Annotated in this window: 17 protein-coding genes and 1 pseudogene; 7 read left to right on the top strand and 11 right to left on the bottom strand. The window is 69.4% G+C overall.

All coding sequences use genetic code 11. The features are described from left to right. From HUV01_RS04250 to HUV01_RS04240, 3 genes and pseudogenes are all read right to left on the bottom strand, one after another. Positions 1-539: pseudogene (locus tag HUV01_RS04250) on the bottom strand (DNA mismatch repair protein MutS); the annotation flags it as partial. A 23-nt stretch (positions 540-562) separates the two neighbouring features. After that, the gene (locus HUV01_RS04245; RefSeq protein ID WP_174297068.1) at positions 563-841 is read right to left on the bottom strand and encodes a type II toxin-antitoxin system RelE/ParE family toxin; all 279 of its coding nucleotides are present in this window, start codon (positions 839-841) and stop codon (positions 563-565) included. Next, positions 820-1,092: a hypothetical protein gene (locus HUV01_RS04240; RefSeq protein ID WP_254606372.1), complete on the bottom strand. Its 273-nt coding sequence runs from the start codon at positions 1,090-1,092 to the stop codon at positions 820-822. Before HUV01_RS04240 ends, HUV01_RS04245 begins: the two co-directional genes overlap by 22 nt. 65 nt (positions 1,093-1,157) lie before the next feature. Between HUV01_RS04240 and HUV01_RS04235 the strand changes: the two genes are divergently transcribed. Further along, positions 1,158-3,431 carry an NADP-dependent malic enzyme gene (locus tag HUV01_RS04235; protein WP_174297067.1) on the top strand — a complete coding sequence of 758 codons (2,274 nt, stop codon included), beginning with the start codon at positions 1,158-1,160 and terminating at the stop codon, positions 3,429-3,431. Between the two features lie 51 nt (positions 3,432-3,482). On the opposite strand, the gene HUV01_RS04230 is transcribed toward HUV01_RS04235, so the two are convergent. After that, positions 3,483-4,271: an SDR family oxidoreductase gene (locus HUV01_RS04230; protein ID WP_174297066.1), complete on the bottom strand. Its 789-nt coding sequence runs from the start codon at positions 4,269-4,271 to the stop codon at positions 3,483-3,485. A gap of 242 nt (positions 4,272-4,513) precedes the next feature. On the opposite strand from HUV01_RS04230, the gene HUV01_RS04225 reads away from it, so the two are divergent. Beyond that, a complete protein-coding gene (locus HUV01_RS04225) occupies positions 4,514-5,077 on the top strand; it encodes a CHAP domain-containing protein (RefSeq protein ID WP_174297065.1) in 564 nt (187 codons plus the stop codon). Positions 5,078-5,131: 54 nt separating this feature from the next. Here HUV01_RS04225 and msrB read toward each other — a convergent pair whose 3' ends face one another. From msrB to HUV01_RS04210, 3 genes are all read right to left on the bottom strand, one after another. Further along, positions 5,132-5,632 (bottom strand): peptide-methionine (R)-S-oxide reductase MsrB, encoded by a 501-nt coding sequence (gene msrB / locus HUV01_RS04220; protein ID WP_174297064.1) that lies wholly within the window; start codon positions 5,630-5,632, stop codon positions 5,132-5,134. A 155-nt stretch (positions 5,633-5,787) separates the two neighbouring features. Beyond that, positions 5,788-8,109: an ATP-dependent Clp protease ATP-binding subunit ClpA gene (gene clpA / locus HUV01_RS04215; protein ID WP_174297063.1), complete on the bottom strand. Its 2,322-nt coding sequence runs from the start codon at positions 8,107-8,109 to the stop codon at positions 5,788-5,790. A gap of 123 nt (positions 8,110-8,232) precedes the next feature. Further along, positions 8,233-8,418 carry a DUF1192 domain-containing protein gene (locus tag HUV01_RS04210; protein ID WP_438827143.1) on the bottom strand — a complete coding sequence of 62 codons (186 nt, stop codon included), beginning with the start codon at positions 8,416-8,418 and terminating at the stop codon, positions 8,233-8,235. 143 nt (positions 8,419-8,561) lie between these two features. Here HUV01_RS04210 and HUV01_RS04205 point away from each other — a divergent pair, with 143 nt between their 5' ends. The 4 genes from HUV01_RS04205 (at position 8,562) to HUV01_RS04190 (ending at position 12,056) form a co-directional block, all read left to right on the top strand. Beyond that, positions 8,562-9,542 (top strand): NAD(P)H-quinone oxidoreductase, encoded by a 981-nt coding sequence (locus HUV01_RS04205; protein WP_174297070.1) that lies wholly within the window; start codon positions 8,562-8,564, stop codon positions 9,540-9,542. A 114-nt stretch (positions 9,543-9,656) separates the two neighbouring features. Continuing rightward, the gene (locus tag HUV01_RS04200) at positions 9,657-10,337 is read left to right on the top strand and encodes a DUF1013 domain-containing protein (RefSeq protein WP_174297062.1); all 681 of its coding nucleotides are present in this window, start codon (positions 9,657-9,659) and stop codon (positions 10,335-10,337) included. A 195-nt stretch (positions 10,338-10,532) separates the two neighbouring features. Then, positions 10,533-11,402, top strand: coding sequence for a dienelactone hydrolase family protein (locus HUV01_RS04195; RefSeq protein WP_174297069.1), 870 nt, complete (start codon positions 10,533-10,535; stop codon positions 11,400-11,402). Between the two features lie 27 nt (positions 11,403-11,429). After that, positions 11,430-12,056, top strand: coding sequence for a glutathione S-transferase family protein (locus tag HUV01_RS04190; protein ID WP_174297061.1), 627 nt, complete (start codon positions 11,430-11,432; stop codon positions 12,054-12,056). A gap of 231 nt (positions 12,057-12,287) precedes the next feature. Here HUV01_RS04190 and HUV01_RS04185 read toward each other — a convergent pair whose 3' ends face one another. From HUV01_RS04185 to HUV01_RS04170, 4 genes are all read right to left on the bottom strand, one after another. Then, positions 12,288-12,533, bottom strand: a complete 246-nt coding sequence (locus HUV01_RS04185) for a DUF1289 domain-containing protein (RefSeq protein WP_174297060.1) — start codon at positions 12,531-12,533, stop codon at positions 12,288-12,290. 7 nt (positions 12,534-12,540) lie between these two features. After that, positions 12,541-13,053, bottom strand: coding sequence for a thioredoxin family protein (locus tag HUV01_RS04180; protein ID WP_174297059.1), 513 nt, complete (start codon positions 13,051-13,053; stop codon positions 12,541-12,543). Between the two features lie 56 nt (positions 13,054-13,109). After that, a complete protein-coding gene (locus HUV01_RS04175) occupies positions 13,110-14,591 on the bottom strand; it encodes a DEAD/DEAH box helicase (RefSeq protein ID WP_174297058.1) in 1,482 nt (493 codons plus the stop codon). Between the two features lie 127 nt (positions 14,592-14,718). Then, positions 14,719-15,204, bottom strand: a complete 486-nt coding sequence (locus HUV01_RS04170; RefSeq protein ID WP_174297057.1) for a hypothetical protein — start codon at positions 15,202-15,204, stop codon at positions 14,719-14,721. Positions 15,205-15,297: 93 nt separating this feature from the next. On the opposite strand from HUV01_RS04170, the gene HUV01_RS04165 reads away from it, so the two are divergent. After that, positions 15,298-16,015: FAD-binding oxidoreductase (locus HUV01_RS04165; protein ID WP_174297056.1), on the top strand; the 718-nt coding region annotated here is incomplete at its 3' end.

The raw sequence follows: 16,015 nt of genomic DNA, 5'->3' as shown, positions 1-16,015 counted from the left end.
GCGTGCGCGCTGCCCTCCGCGGCGACTACTTCCGCCGCCGCCAGCCGTCCGAGCTCGGCGCCCAGCGCGTCGGGCGTGGTCTCGATCAGCTCGAACCGGCCGGTGGATACGTCGGCGGCTGCGATCGCGACCGCGCCGCCCGCCTCGCCGAGCCCCACGCACCAGTTCGATGCGCGCGCGTCGAGCAGCGCCTCCTCCGTCAGCGTGCCGGCGGTGACGAAGCGCACGATGCCGCGCCCGACCAGCGCCTTGGACCCGGCCCGCGCCCGGGCGGCCGCGGGCGTCTCGGTCTGCTCGGCGACGGCCACGCGGTGCCCCGCCCTGATGAGCCGGGCGAGGTAGCCGTCCGCCGAATGCACGGGCACGCCGCATATCGGCACCTTCGCGCCGTCATACTCGCCGCGCGCGGTCAGCGCGATGTCGAGGCAGGCGGCGGCGACCCGGGCGTCCTCGAAGAACAGCTCGAAGAAATCGCCCATGCGATAGAACAGCAGCGCATCCCCAGCCTCCGCCTTGAGCGCGAGATACTGGGCCATCATCGGCGTGGGGGCGGGGGAGGGGTTCACGAGGCCCGGCGGCGGCTGTGCCGGACGGACAAGATGATGACCAGTTCGCCGTCGGCGCTCACGCGATAGCGGATGATGTACGGGCGCACGCTCGTCAGCTCTCGCGTATCGGCGGTGGCTGGACGCCCACGGCGAGGAAGGGTCGACAGGCTGTTTGCGAGGCTTCTAAGTTTCGCCGCTGTCTCGTCCGCGGCTTTAGGGTTGAATTGGCGGATGTAAGCGGCGATCGCGACGAGTTGATCTGTCGCCGCGCCTACCCAGACGACTTCAGCCATTCTTGAAAGGGTTTGTAGTCGGGCCGCCCCCAAGTCCCTAGCCACTCGGCTACCACGCTGTTGGGGTAGAAACGCCCGGCCGCAAGATCGGCTTCGGCCTCCGCATCCGCCGCGGCGATCTGCTCGTCCGTATATGGCAGGCCCGGACACGGCGGCAGCGACTCAAGCCAGGCCGACAGCGCATCGTCGCCCGCCGGGTCGCGATGATCGTCCGTTGCGGACGGCCTGACATCACCGATCTCGCGTTCCATGCACGCGGTATAGCCGGTGCGCTCCGGGCTGACTAGGGAAGAGGCCACCGCGACGCGAGGCCCCCATGTCCGACGAAGCCAACATCCAGTTCTCCGAGCGCGAGGCGCTGCTGTTCCATTCGGAGGGGCGGCCGGGCAAGATCGAGATCGTCGCGTCCAAGCCGATGGCGACGCAGCGCGACCTGGCGCTCGCCTATTCGCCCGGCGTCGCGGTGCCCGTGCGCGCGATCGCCGCCGATCCCGCCTGCGCCTACGACTATACCGCCAAGGGCAACCTTGTCGCGGTCATCTCGAACGGCACCGCGATCCTGGGGCTCGGCAACCTCGGCGCGCTCGCCTCCAAGCCGGTGATGGAGGGCAAGGCGGTGCTGTTCAAGCGGTTCGCCGACGTCGACTCGATCGACATCGAGCTCGCGACGGAGGATGTCGACCGCTTCATCGACGCGGTCGAACTGATGGAACCGACGTTCGGCGGCATCAATCTCGAGGACATCAAGTCGCCGGAATGCTTCATCATCGAGCAGACCCTGCGCGAGCGGATGAAGATCCCGGTCTTCCACGACGACCAGCACGGCACCGCGATCATCGCCGCCGCCGGGCTCATCAACGCCCTGTACCTGACGGGGCGGGACATCAGGACGACGAGGCTCGTCATGAACGGCGCCGGCGCGGCGGCGATCGCATGCGCCGGGCTCATCAAGTCGATGGGCATGCCGCAGGACAATCTGCTGATGTGCGACCGCAAGGGCGTGATCTGGCGGGGGCGCGAAGGCGTGAACCAGTGGCAGTCCGCGCACGCCGCCGACACCGACCGGCGCACGCTGACGCAGGCGCTGGTCGGCGCGGACGTCTTCATGGGCCTGTCGGCGGCGGGCGCGGTGAGCCAGGACATGGTGCGCGCGATGGCGCCCAGCCCGATCATCTTCGCCATGGCCAATCCCGACCCCGAGATCACCCCTCCGCAAGCGAAGGCGGCGCGCCCAGACGCGATCGTCGCCACCGGCCGGTCGGATTATCCCAACCAGGTCAACAACGTGCTGGGTTTCCCGTTCATCTTCCGCGGCGCGCTGGACGTGCGGGCGACGGGGATCAACGACGAGATGAAGATCGCCGCCGCGCAGGCGCTGGCCGCGCTCGCGCGCCAGCAGGTGCCCGAGGAGGTCGCCGCCGCCTATGGCGTGCGCCATCATTTCGGGCCGGACTACATCATCCCCGCGCCGTTCGACCCCCGGCTGATGGAGGTCGTTCCCGCCGCCGTCGCGCGCGCGGCGATGGACTCGGGCGTCGCCACCCGCCCGATCGCCGATTTCGACGCCTATCGCCATTCGCTGCGCGCGCGGATGAACCCCACCACCTCGGTCCTGTCGCTCGCCTATGAGGGCGCGCGCGCCCACCCCAGGCGGGTGCTGTTCGCGGAAGGCGAGGAGGAGGTCGTGCTGCGCGCCGCGATCGCGTTCAAGGAAGGCGGCTACGGCACGCCGGTCTTGGTCGGGCGCGACGAGGTGTACGACAACCTGCGCGACCTGGGCGTCGACGATCCCCACGCCTATGAGGTGCACAACAGCCGCGTGTCGCCGCTGGTGCCGCGCATGGTCGATTTCCTCTATGGCCGGCTGCAGCGGCGCGGCTATCTGCGCCGCGAGTGCGAGCGGATGGTGAACCAGGACCGCAACATCTTCGCCAGCCTGCTGCTCCAGCTCGGCGAGGCGGACGCGATGATAACGGGCGTCACGCGCACCTGGGCGCAGTCGATGCGCGAGGTGAAGCGGGTGATCGATCCCGACGCGGGCGGGATCCCGTTCGGGATCCACATACTGGTCGGCCAGAACCACACCGTCTTCATGGCCGACACCACCGTCAACGAGCGGCCGAGCGCGGAGGAGCTGGCGGACATCGCCGAGCGCACCGCGCAGCTCGCGCGCAGCATGGGTCACGAGCCGCGCGTCGCCTTCCTGAGCTATTCGACGTTCGGCAACCCCAAGGGCAGCTTCCTCAGCAACGTCCGCGAGGCGGTGCAGGTGCTCGACGCCAAAGTGGCGGCGGGGCACCGGACGGACTTCGAATATGAGGGCGAGATGCCGCCCGACGTCGCGCTCAATCCCAAACAGCTCGCCAACTATCCGTTTGCGCGGCTGTCCGGACCGGCCAACGTGCTCATCATGCCGGGGCTCCAGTCGGCGCATATCTCCGCCAAGCTGCTGCGCGAGCTGGCGGGGGAGTCGGTGATCGGCCCGGTGCTGGTCGGCATGGAGAAGCCGGTGCAGATCGCGGCGATGTCGTCGACCGCGAGCGAGCTGCTGACGCTGGCGGTGCTGGCGGCGGGCGGGATCGCGCGCTGACGGGACGCCGGGACAGGAGACGGGGGAGGGCGGAGGCGCGGGCGGCCCGCCTCATCCGTTGATGCCGGTCCCCACGGTTGCATGGACCAGCCCGCCGTCGACCGTGATCGTCTCCCCCACCACATAGTCGCCGGCGCGGGACGCGAGATAGATCGCCGCGCCCGCCATGTCCTCGGCCAGGCCGATCCGCCCGGCGGGAATACTCCTGGCCACGGCATCGCCATGGTCGCGCGCGGCCTTGTTCATCTCGCTTGCGAAGGCGCCGGGCGCGATGGAGGTGACGTTGATGCCGTCGCGGACCAGCCGGGCCGCCATCCGCCGCGTCAGGTGGATCAGCGCCGATTTGGACGCATGGTAGCTGTACGTCTCCCACGGGTTCAGTCGCTGGCCATCGATCGAGGCGATGTTGATGACCTTCGCCGGCCGCGCGGGCGATCCCGCCGCCTTCAGCGCGGGATACAGCGCCTGCGTCAGGAAGAACGGCGACTTGACGTTGAGGTCCATCACCTTGTCCCAGCCCGCCTCCGGGAACTCCTCGAACGGCGCGCCCCAGGCGGCGCCCGCGTTGTTGACGAGAATGTCGAGCCCGCCCTCGGCGGCTGTGAACCGCGCCGCCAGCGCCCGGCACCCGGCGACGGTGGATACGTCCTGCGGCAGCGCGATGCAGTCGGGGCCGAGCGCGGCGGCGGTCTCCTCGCACGCCGCCGCCTTGCGCGACGAGACATAGACCCTGGCCCCCTGCGCGACGAAGCCCGCGGCGATCATCCGCCCGATGCCGCGCGATCCGCCGGTCACGAGCGCGACGCGCCCGTCGAGCCGGAACAGCGTGGTGGTGTCCATGGAACTCTCCTCGTGTCTCCCGGCTCCCAGCGAAGGACGGGCTTTTCTATAGAAGGCGACGCCGGCGTTCGTTGGCACGACAGGGTCCGGCGCGTCCATCGGCGGGACGGGGATCCGGCAGGTCGTCGGTCGCGGCACACGCTTCATCCCATACGGTTCCCGGCGAACCGCCGGGGGGATATGCTTCCCGCGTGATGGCCCCTAGCCCATGGTCCTACGGCGACAGGAGCCTCGGGGGTCCCATGAAGATCAAGGGTTTGACGGCGCGTTTCGCGCTGGTGGCGGCGTGCGCCCTGTCGCTGGCCGGCCCCGCCGCCGCGCAGTTCTGGCAGTGCGCGCCCTATGCCCGCGAACTGTCCGGCATCCAGATACGCGGCAACGCCGATACTTGGTGGGGCCAAGCGGCGGGCCGGTACGATCGCGGCCATTCCCCGAGGGTCGGGGCGGTGCTGGCCTTCGCGGCGAGCCACCGGATGCGCGTCGGCCATGTCGCCACCGTGTCGAGGGTGGTGAACGACCGCGAGGTGCTGCTCACCCACGCCAACTGGTCGCGCCGCGGGAGGATCGAGACGGACGTCCGCGCCCTCGACGTATCGGCGGCGGGCGACTGGAGCCTGGTCAGGGTATGGTATGCTCCAGAGGGCGACCTTGGCACTAGCGCCTATCCGACACGCGGCTTCATCTATGCCGATCACGCGCCCCGGATGCAGGTGGCGATGGCGGATACCGCCCCGGTGGAGCCGATGTCGACGTTCGCCACCGATACCGACGCGATCATCGCGACCAGCGCGACGCCGTCCTACTGAAAGCCGACGCGGGGTCTTCCACCGTCGGACGGCCCCGGAATCGGCTTTCGCGCCTCAGGCCGTGGCGGCGTGGAACGTCAGGCCGGCTCCGTTCATGCAGTATCGCTTGCCGGTGGGCTTGGGGCCGTCGTCGAACACATGTCCCAGATGCCCGCCGCAGCGGCTGCAATGGATCTCGGTGCGGCTCATGCCCAGCGTCGAGTCCTCGCGTGCCACGATGGCGCGGGGAAGCGGTGCCCAGAAGCTGGGCCAGCCCGTGCCGCTCTCGAACTTGGTGTGGGATGTGTAGGCCGGCTGGTCACAGCCCGCGCACGTGAACGTTCCTGCCCGGTGCTCGCCGTTGAGCGGGCTGGAATAGGGCGTCTCGGTCCCCTCGTGGCGCAGGATGTCATAGGCGGCGGGCGACAGCTTCCTGCGCCACTGCGCGTCCGTCAGCATGACCGGAAAACGCTCGGCGGCACGCGCGGGGGCGTTGCTGCACCCCCATAGCGCCACCCCGGCGATCCCGGTGGCGGACAAGGCGAGGAAGCGGCGGCGGTCGGGAAGGTCGGTCATGAATGGAATATAGTGCCTGGCCTAGCTTGGCGGGAGGGGTGGGCCGGCCGTCGACCTGATCCGTCACCCTGACACGAGTCCGGGGTGAGGGGTGGGAGCCACGATGAGCGGCGCGGTGCCCATTCACCGCGCCCCGTCCGTTCACCGCCAGCCCGTCACTCCGCCTCGACCGGCTGCACCTTGTCCTTGCCCTTGCGCTTGGGCTTTTTGGGGGCGGCGGCGACGACCTCGAACGACAGCGCGCCGTCCTTCATCTTCACCGTCACTTCGCCGCCGTGGACGAGCTTGCCGAACAGCAGCTCCTCGGCAAGCGGCTGCTTGATCTTCTCCTGGATCAGCCGCCCCATCGGCCGGGCGCCGAACATCCTGTCATAGCCCTTCTCGGTCAGCCAGCTCTTGGACGCGTCGTCGAGGCTGATGTGGACCTGACGATCCGCCAGCTGCAGTTCGAGCTGGAGGATGAACTTGTCCACCACCCGCGCGACGACCTCGGGCGGGAGATAGCCGAACGGCACCACTGCATCCAACCGGTTGCGGAACTCGGGCGTGAACATCTTCTGCACCGCCTGCTCGTCCTCGCCCTCGCGGGTCAGCTGGCCGAAGCCGACCGTCTCGCGCGCCATGTCGGCGGCGCCCGCGTTGGTCGTCATGATGAGGATGACGTTGCGGAAGTCGACGCTCTTGCCGTGCTGGTCGGTCAGGCGGCCGTTGTCCATGACCTGCAACAGGATGTTGAACAGGTCGGGATGCGCCTTCTCGATCTCGTCGAGCAACAGAACGCAGTGCGGGTTCTGGTCGACCGCGTCGGTCAGCAGGCCGCCCTGGTCGAAGCCGACATAGCCCGGCGGGGCGCCGATCAGCCGCGAGACCGAGTGGCGCTCCATATACTCGCTCATGTCGAACCGCTGGAGCGGGATGCCCAGGATCGTCGACAGCTGCTTGGCGACCTCCGTCTTGCCGACGCCGGTCGGGCCGGTGAAGAGGTAGTTGCCGATCGGCTTCTCGGGATCGCGCAGGCCGGCGCGCGACAGCTTGATCGCCGACGCCAGCTTCTCGATCGCCGCATTCTGTCCGAACACGACCCGCTTCAGGTCCGTCTCCAGCGTGGCGAGCGCCATCTTGTCGTCGGTCGACACCGACTTGGGCGGGATCCGCGCCATCGTCGCGATGACCTGCTCGATCTCCTTGGCGGTGATCGTCTTCTTCCGCTTGGAGGGGACCACGAGCATCTGCATCGCGCCGACCTCGTCGATCACGTCGATCGCCTTGTCGGGCAGCTTGCGGTCGTTGATGTAGCGCGCGGACAGCTCGACCGCCGACTTGATCGCCTCAGGCGTGTACTTGACGTTGTGATGGTCCTCGAACGCGGACCGGAGCCCCGCCAGGATTTTGATCGTGTCCTCGATCGTCGGCTCGTTCACGTCGATTTTCTGGAACCGGCGCAGCAGCGCGCGGTCCTTTTCGAAGTGGTTGCGGAACTCCTTGTAGGTGGTGGAGCCGATGCAGCGGATCGTGCCGCCCGACAGCGCGGGCTTCAGGAGGTTGGACGCATCCATCGCGCCTCCGCTGGTGGCGCCCGCGCCGATCACCGTATGGATCTCGTCGATGAACAGCACCGCGTGCGGCAGCTTCTCCAGCTCGTTGACGACCGCCTTGAGCCGCTCCTCGAAATCGCCGCGATACCGCGTGCCGGCCAGCAGCGCGCCCATGTCGAGCGAATAGATGACGGCGGGCAACAGCACCTCGGGCACGTTGCCCTCGATGATCTTGCGCGCGAGGCCCTCGGCGATGGCGGTCTTGCCGACGCCGGGATCGCCCACGTACAACGGGTTGTTCTTGGAGCGGCGGCACAGGATCTGCACCGTCCGGTCGACCTCGGCCGAGCGGCCGATCAGCGGGTCGACCTTGCCGTTGCGCGCCTTTTCGTTGAGGTCGACGCAGAACTGCTTCAGCGCGCTCTCGCCCTTGCCCTTGGCGTCGGGCTTGGAGGGCTTCTCCTCCTCCGCGCCCTTGGGGCTCGCCGCCTCCGGGGCGGAGCCGCCCTTGCCGACGCCGTGGCTGATGAAGCTGACCGCGTCGAGCCGGCTCATGTCTTGCTGCTGGAGGAAATACACGGCGTAGCTTTCACGCTCGGAGAACAGCGCGACGAGCACGTTGGCGCCCGTCACCTCCTCGCGGCCCGACGACTGGACGTGCAGGATCGCGCGCTGAACGACGCGCTGGAACCCGCTGGTGGGCGAAGGATCGGTGGCAGCCGCGACCTTGAGCGCGTCGAGCTCGGTATCGAGGTAGTGGGCAACGGTCGTCTTCAGCTCGCCCATGTCCACCCCGCAGGAGACCATGACCTTGGAGCCGTGCTCGTCGTCGATCAGCGCGAGCAGGAGGTGTTCGAGCGTGGCGTATTCGTGACGCCGGGAAGAAGCGGCCTCCAACGCGCGGTGGAGAGTGGTTTCTAGTGCGGACGCAAAGGATGGCATGTCAGATTTCTCCATCCGGGCCGGTGCGATACGGCCCGCTTGTCCAGTATGTCGGATGCCGGAGGCTCCGCATCAAGCACCTTGTCCGGCCTCGGGCCGGGCTCGGGCATCGCCGGACCCCGGTCACCGGAACAGCGCGTCGGCACTTGCGCGATGGGTGACGGCCGCCGTCCGATGGCGGCGGGTGCGCGCGACCTCCGCGTCCAGTGCGGCGATCCGCGCGTCGAGCTCCTCGACCGACAGCGGATCGAGGTCCTCCCGCGCCAGCTGCGCGACAATGTCCGGCCTGACCGGCGGACGATCGTCCATGTCCACGATCGGCAACGTTGACCCGCGACCGGGCGATGTCAATAACACCGGGGCCTGCCGACCGCGGGCAGAGGGGTGCGATGGCCGACACTGCTGCGCGCGGGTTCCCGTCCGGGATCGCGACGACCGGGATACCGACGACGATGCGCGCGATCGATCCCGCCGGCACTGGCGGACCCGAGTTGCTGGTGCCGGTGGAGCGGCCGGTGCCGCGACCGGGCGCCGGCGACCTTCTCGTCCGTGTCGCAGCCGCCGGCGTCAACCGGCCCGACGTCATGCAGCGGCAGGGCCGCTATCCTCCACCCGAGGGCGCGCCGTCGATCCTGGGGCTGGAACTATCGGGCGTCGTGGTGGCGGTGGGCGAGGATGCGGGGCCGGAGATGATCGGGCAGCCGGTCTGCGCGCTGGTCGCGGGCGGTGCCTATGCGGACTATGCGCTGGTGCCCGCGGGGCAATGCCTGCCGGTGCCCGACGCGCTGTCGATGATCGAGGCGGCGGCGGTTCCGGAGACGCTCTTCACCGTCTGGACGAACCTGTTCGAGCGCGCCTACGCCACTGAGGGCGACGTGGTGCTGGTCCACGGCGGCACCAGCGGCATCGGCACAATGGCGATCGCGCTCGGCCGGCTGTTCGGGCTCACCGTCGTCGTTACCGCAGGCTCCGAGGAGAAGTGCGCGGCGGCGCTGGCGCTGGGGGCGGCGCACGCGATCGACTACAAGGCGGAGGATTATGTGGCGCGGGTCGCGCAGATCACCGGCGGGCGCGGCGTGCAGGTGGTGCTGGACATGGTCGGCGGCGACTATCTGCCGCGCAACCTGAGATGCCTGGCGGAGGACGGACGTCACGTCTCGATCGCGGTGCAGCGGGGCGCGGAGGCGACGATCCCGATCTTCGAGATCATGCGCCGCCGCCTGACGCTGACCGGATCGACGCTGCGCGCGCGGGACGCGGCGTTCAAGGCGCTGGTGGCGGACGAGCTGTCGCGCCAGGTCTGGCCGCATGTCGTCGCCGGACGGCTGAAGCCGGCGATCGACCGGGTGTTCCCCCTTGACCAGGCACCCGATGCGCACCGCCGGATGGAGGCGGGGGATCACGTGGGCAAGATCGTCCTGACGATGGGGTAAGTGTTTCCTGCGAACGGGGAGAGTTCTTGCCCTTCGGGTCGGTTGGGACTAGATCGATCATCTGCAAGGCCGCTCCGGGAGGGGCGGCCCTTTTCATTTGTGCCGGAGTTTTCCATGGCCCAGCCGCTCATGCCCCACGCGACCGCATCCTGGATGGTCGACAACACCTCGCTCAGCTTTGAACAGATCGCCGAGTTCTGCGGGCTGCACATCCTGGAGATCCAGGCTATCGCCGACGACATGGCGGCCACCAAGCTGACGGGGCGCGATCCCGTCCGCACGCATGAGGTGACGCAGGAGGAGATCGACAAGGGTCAGGCCGATCCGAACTATCGCCTGAAGATCATCAAGGGTCCCGAGCAGGTCCGCCGCACCAAGGGTCCGCGCTACACGCCGGTATCCAAGCGGCAGGACAAGCCCGACGGCATCGCGTGGATCATCCGCAACCATCCCGAGATTACCGATGGCGCGATCGGCCTGCTGATCGGCACCACCCGTACCACCATCGCCGCGATCCGCGATCGCAGCCACTGGAACATCGCCAACATCACGCCCAAGGACCCTGTGACGCTGGGCCTGACGACGCAGCGCGAACTCGACGCGGCGGTGGCCAAGGCCGCCAAGGCGGCAGGGATCGAGCCGAGCCAGACGGACACCCGCTTGGAGGGCGACCGCGAGGCGCTGCTCGCGTCGCTGCGCGCAGAGCGCGAGCAGCAGGCGCGCGATGCCGAGGCGGCGCTGCGCGGGGAGGCGACCGATGCCCGCGCACTGTTCGACGATCCGTTCAGGCGCTGATCCCGACCGGCGGCACTGCGCGGCGACTTCACTTCGCCCTGACCGTTCCGCCTTGCCAGCCGCGAGGCGCTGGCGCATCAGCCGAAGCTGAAAACGGATGGGCGTGCGTGGTGCGAGGTATGCGCCGCCGTCTGGTGGTGGAACGCGGCCTGACGTAGCATGCTCGCCGGCGCGACGATGCGGGGAGAATGGGCGATGTGCGACGAACATACGGTCGAGGAGAACGACAGCTTGCCGGGCGCGGTCTCCCGTCGCCGGTTCGGGGCGATGACGGGGGCGGCCGGGCTGGCCATGATGCTGCCCGTGCCTGCCGATGCGCTGACGATCGCCGGACGCGACGTGTCGATCGCGACCCCCGACGGCAGGGCGGAGGCCTATTTCGTCGCGCCTGCCGGTGGCAAGCATCCCGGCGTGCTGATCTGGCCCGACATCATGGGTCTGCGCCCCGCGTTTCGCCAGATGGCCGACCGGCTGGCGCAGTCGGGCTACGCCGTCCTCGTCGTCAACCAGTTCTATCGCTCTACGAAGGCACCGTTCCTTGCGCCGGGCGAGAGCTACGACCAGCCCGAGGTGCGCGCGAAGATCATGCCGTTCGTCCAGGCGCTGAGCCCGGAGGGCACGACGCGCGACGCGATCGCCTTTACCGCGTTCCTCGACGAGCAGCCGCAGGTGGACACGAAGCGCGGTCTGGGCGTCACCGGCTATTGCATGGGCGGGCCGATGGTATTCCGCACCGCCGCGGCGGTGGCCGGGCGGGTTCGTGCGGGCGCGACGTTCCACGGCGGCGGCCTTGTCACCGACAAGTTGGACAGCCCGCACCTGTTGATCCCGGCGATGAAGGCGCGGTACCTCATCGCGATCGCCGCCAACGACGACGCTCGCGCGCCGACCGACAAGGACGTGCTGCGCACCAGCTTCGCCGCCGCCAAGCTGCCTGCGGAGATCGAGGTCTATGCCGGCACGATGCATGGCTGGTGCCCGCCCGACAGCCATGTGTACGACGCGGCCTCGGCCGACAGGGCATGGGGGCGGATGCTGGCGCTGTTCGGGACGGCTCTCGCCTGATCCCATCCTCCGGCGAGAGGCGATCCCGTGACGCTCACCCTCTACACCAATCCCATGTCGCGCGGGCGGATCGCGCGCTGGATGCTGGAGGAAGTCGGCGCGCCGTACGACACGGTGATGCTCGGCTATGCCGATACCATGAAGGCGCCCGACTATCTGGCGGTGAACCCGATGGGCAAGGTGCCGGCGATCGTCCACGACGGCAGGGTAGTGACGGAGAACGCGGCGATCTGCGCCTATCTCGCAGATGCCTTTCCCGATGCGGGGCTCTCGCCGCCGGTCGCGGAGCGTGCCGACTATTACCGCTGGATGTTCTTCGCCGCAGGACCGGTGGAACAGGCGGTCGTCAACCGCTCCCTGGGCGTGCAGCCGACGCAGCAGCAGGAGCGGATGGTCGGGTACGGGACGTTCGACAGGGTCGTCGAGGTGCTGGAGGCGACGATCGCCCGGCGCGAGTGGATCGCCGGCGACCGGTTCAGCGCCGCCGACGTGGTGTTCGGATCGCAGATCATATGGGGGACGCAGTTCGACTGGCTGCCCCGACGCGACGCGTTCACCGCTTATGCCGGGCGCCTGACGGCGCGGGCGGCCCATGGCCGCGCGGCGGCGCTGGACGATGCGGCGGTACAGGGGAACCAGGCGACCACAGTCTGATCCATCACTCCGGACCTGTTCCGGGTCCATCCTGTCGAGACCATCTCGGCCACGCCGCTCCCTCACTGCCACCCCAAGGACAGGCAGCCGGTTCCTCCGCGGAGGCGGGGGCCAGGGCCACGAACGCCACCCTTCGAAAGGCCGGGCTCTCGGCCTTCGCAGGGGAACTGCAACGCCCGTTTGCACGGGCGGTACAATCATCGAACACGTCCGTGGTGACGGTGGGGAAAGTCACCACCGGCGGTTGGGGACCTGCCGCGGCGTGGGCGATGGACCGTTTTCCCGCAACGCCGCCATCCGCTCCGGCAACTGCCCCCGGATCGCCCGGCGTGTCGCTACGCCGGCGCTGCCCCAGCCGACGATCTCCCCGATCGTGCGCCCGCATCCGACGCACCAGCGCGTCGCGTCGTCGATCACGCAGACGTTGATGCACGGGCTCGCCGCATCGGCCGGTTCCGGCGCGAGCCGCTCGATCATCGCAGGCTCAGGCGGCCCATTGCGCCAGCCAGTCGGCAAGTCCCTGCGGGCTCATGTGTCGAGCGTCGGACAGCGCGGTCTCATGACCGGCATCGACGAGCCGATCGGTTCTGGGATCGACGATCAGCACGGCGGGCACGCCGGCCAGCCGGCCCTTGATCCCGTAGCGCGCGGCGATCTGGCCGTTCTTGTCGAACCGGCCGATGTCGACCGTCACCACCTCGTAATGGGCGGCCACGAAGCCAGCGATCTCGGGCAGCTTCATCGTGCCGGCCAGGATGCGGCAGTCCAGACACCAGTTGCCGCCGAGATCGACCAGCAACCGCTTGTGCGCCTTCAGCGCGCGCGCCTTTGCGGCCGCGACCGCCTGATCGGCGTCCGCGCTTTCGTCATACGGCAGCGGCAGCGGCTTGGCGAGCTGGTCGAAACTCGTCGCCGCGACGGACGGCGCGGTGGTCGCGGCAGGCGCGGCGACCGCGAGGAACGCGATCAGGGCGGCGGCTGTAGTGGCTAGACGCATGGCAGTAACTCCCGTTGGTCATCGCCTTGTGCCAGCCCGGCGCGGTGCGCCAACCCCTATCCGGCTATCGTGGCGCGAAGAAAATCCGGTATCGGGCCGTTCCAGTCCCTGTCCTGCCCGATGTCCTGTCCGCCGTCATGCCCAGCGTCCCGGCCGCTGTCGACAGGATCGACCCGCGGCTCGTCGCGGCGGGGGCGCCGGTCGGGCCGGCGCTCGTCGCGCGCTCGCGGTTCCCGCATGGCCGGCTCCGGGCGAGCGAGGGGCTCGGCAACAGGAGAATCCGCCAAGGGGATGGCCGGCTCCGACGCGACGATATCGTCGCGCTGCTCGCCGCGCGGCGGTCGCGCGGGCCGCTCCCGGCGACGTGGCGCCCTGTCATCCCCGGCGCGCATCGGTGCCGCGTCGGGCGCAGGCGCGCGCTCCGCCACGGCGAGGCGCTCGATCGTCTGACCGGTCAGCTTCTCGATATTGGCGATGTTCTCGGCATCGTCGGGCGCGACGAACGTATAGGCGGTGCCCGTCGCGCCCGCCCGGCCGGTCCGGCCGATGCGATGGACGTAATCGTCGGGATGCCACGGCGCGTCGTAGTTGACGACGGTGCTGACGCCCTTGATGTCCAGCCCGCGCGCGGCGACGTCGGATGCGACCAGCACGGTCACGGCCCCGGTCTTGAACAGGTCGAGTTCGGCGAGGCGCTGCGGCTGCTCCATGTCTCCATGGATCTCGCCCGACTTCAGCCCGGCCTGCTTCAGGACCTTGTTGAGCTCGCGCACCGTCGTCTTGCGGTTGCAGAAGATGATCGCGTTGGTCACCTCGTCCTGCCGAAGCAGGCTGCGCAGCGTCTCGCGCTTGGCAGACTGGGAGGCGACCGGGACCAGATACTGGGTGATGTTGATGTTGGTCGACGCGGGCCGCGCGACCTCGATCCGCTTGGGATTGTCGAGGAACTTGTCGGCCAGCTTCTTGATCGGCGGCGGCATCGTCGCCGAGAACAGCAACGTCTGGCGCTGCTTGGGCAATTTGGTGCAGATCTCCTCGATGTCGGGGATGAACCCCATGTCGAGCATCCGGTCCGCCTCGTCGATCACCAGCAGCGAGCATCCGGTGAGCAGGATCTTGCCGCGCCCGAACAGGTCCATCAACCGCCCTGGCGTGGCGATCAGCACGTCGACGCCGCGTTCCAGCGCCGCCATCTGGTCGCCCATGGACACGCCGCCGATCAGCAGCGCCATCGAGAGCTTGTGATACTGACCGTATTTCTCGAAGTTCTCCGCGACCTGTGCCGCAAGTTCGCGCGTCGGCTCCAGGATCAGGCTGCGCGGCATGCGCGCGCGGCTGCGGCCGTTGGCCAGGACGTCGATCATCGGCAGCACGAAGCTGGCCGTCTTGCCCGTTCCCGTCTGCGCGACGCCGATGATGTCGCGCATCATCAGCACGCTGGGGATGGTCGCGGCCTGGATCGGGGTCGGCTCGGTATAGCCGGATTCCTCGACCGCGCGCAGCAGTTCGTCGGAAAGGCCGAGATCGGCAAAGTTCATGCAGAACAGTTCATTTGGGGGAGTACCGGGGAAGCGGGCACCGGCGGCCGCTCGTGCCTGTCGCCAACAGCATCCGGCCCGAAATGTCAAGTTTCGGGCCGGAGTCGCAGGCGACGGGCGTCGTCGTTCAGCGTCGCGGCACCAGCTGGCGAAAGGCGCGGATGGGGCAGATCGCGCCCGATCGGGAGCGGATCGCATCGCGCCCGGCGCATACGTTCCCGTCCGTCGTCGGCTTGATGTAGAAGCCGAGGTAATAGTCGAGCGCCGGGCAATCCGCCTCCAGCAGCGCGCGGGTGCGCTGGCCGTCGTCCATCACGATGTCGACGCTGCCCGGGCTGGAGACCAGCGCGCCGACGATCCCGTCCGCAGGGATGCAGCGGGCGCCACGTTTCTCGCGCCACGGGACGGGTGGCGGCTCGGCGGGCGGCGGGGGCGGTTCGCGGCGCATGCGCGGGATGCGGATCACGATGCGCTCGTGGATCGACAGCTGCGCCCATGGCGCGTCGGCCGCCGGCGCCTCGCGCGCGCCTCCGCTCCGGTCGGGCGCGGCGTCCTTCGCGACGCCCGGCACGGCGACGGCGAGCGCCAGGAGAGGGAACAGGCGATACGTCATCGGCAATATCCGGGCCTTAGCCGCGACGTTTGAACAGCCGATGAACTCGCCGGACGCTTCCGCCCGGCGCCCGCGGCGGCTATGGTGCGGAGCATGTCTCCTGCGCATCAGGGCTTTCTCGCCGACCTCGCGCCCGTTCTTGGTCCACGGGGGCTCACGACCGACGCGGCGGACATCGCGCCCTGGACCACCGACTGGCGGCGACGCTTTCACGGCGCCGCGCCCGCGCTGCTTTCCCCCGCCTCGACCGACGAGGTCGCCGCGATCGTCCGCGCCGCCGCGCGCCACCGCGTCGCGCTGGTCGCGCAGGGGGGCAACAGCTCGATGGTCGGGGGGGCGACGCCGCCGGCGGACGGGTCGGCGGTGCTATTGTCGCTCCGGCGCATGAACCGGGTGCGCAGCCTGGCGGCGGACGCCGGGCTGGCGGTGTGCGAGGCCGGGGTGATCCTGGCCGACCTGCACGCCGCTGCGCTGGCGCAGGGTCGCCGCTTCCCGCTGACGCTGGGCGCGCGCGGGTCGGCGACCGTCGGCGGCCTCGTCTCCACCAACGCCGGGGGCACTCAGGTGCTGCGCTGGGGGACGATGCGCGGGCTTGTCGCGGGGATCGAGGCGGTGCTGCCCAGCGGCGAGGTCCATGACGGGCTCGCGGCGCTGGCGAAGGACAACCGCGGCTACGACCTGACGCAGCTGCTGATCGGCGCGGAGGGGACGCTGGGCGTGGTCACGGCCGCCACGCTGCGCCTGGCGCCCGCGGTCGCGCAGCGCGGCGTCGCCTGGATCGGGGTCGCGGATCCGCAGGCCGCGCTGGCGC

The sequence above is a fragment of the Sphingomonas bacterium genome (assembly GCF_903643035.1).
Lineage (GTDB): Bacteria > Pseudomonadota > Alphaproteobacteria > Sphingomonadales > Sphingomonadaceae > Sphingomonas.
The sequence above is the reverse complement of the archived record's forward strand: the minus strand, read 5'-3'. Positions and strand labels throughout refer to the sequence as shown.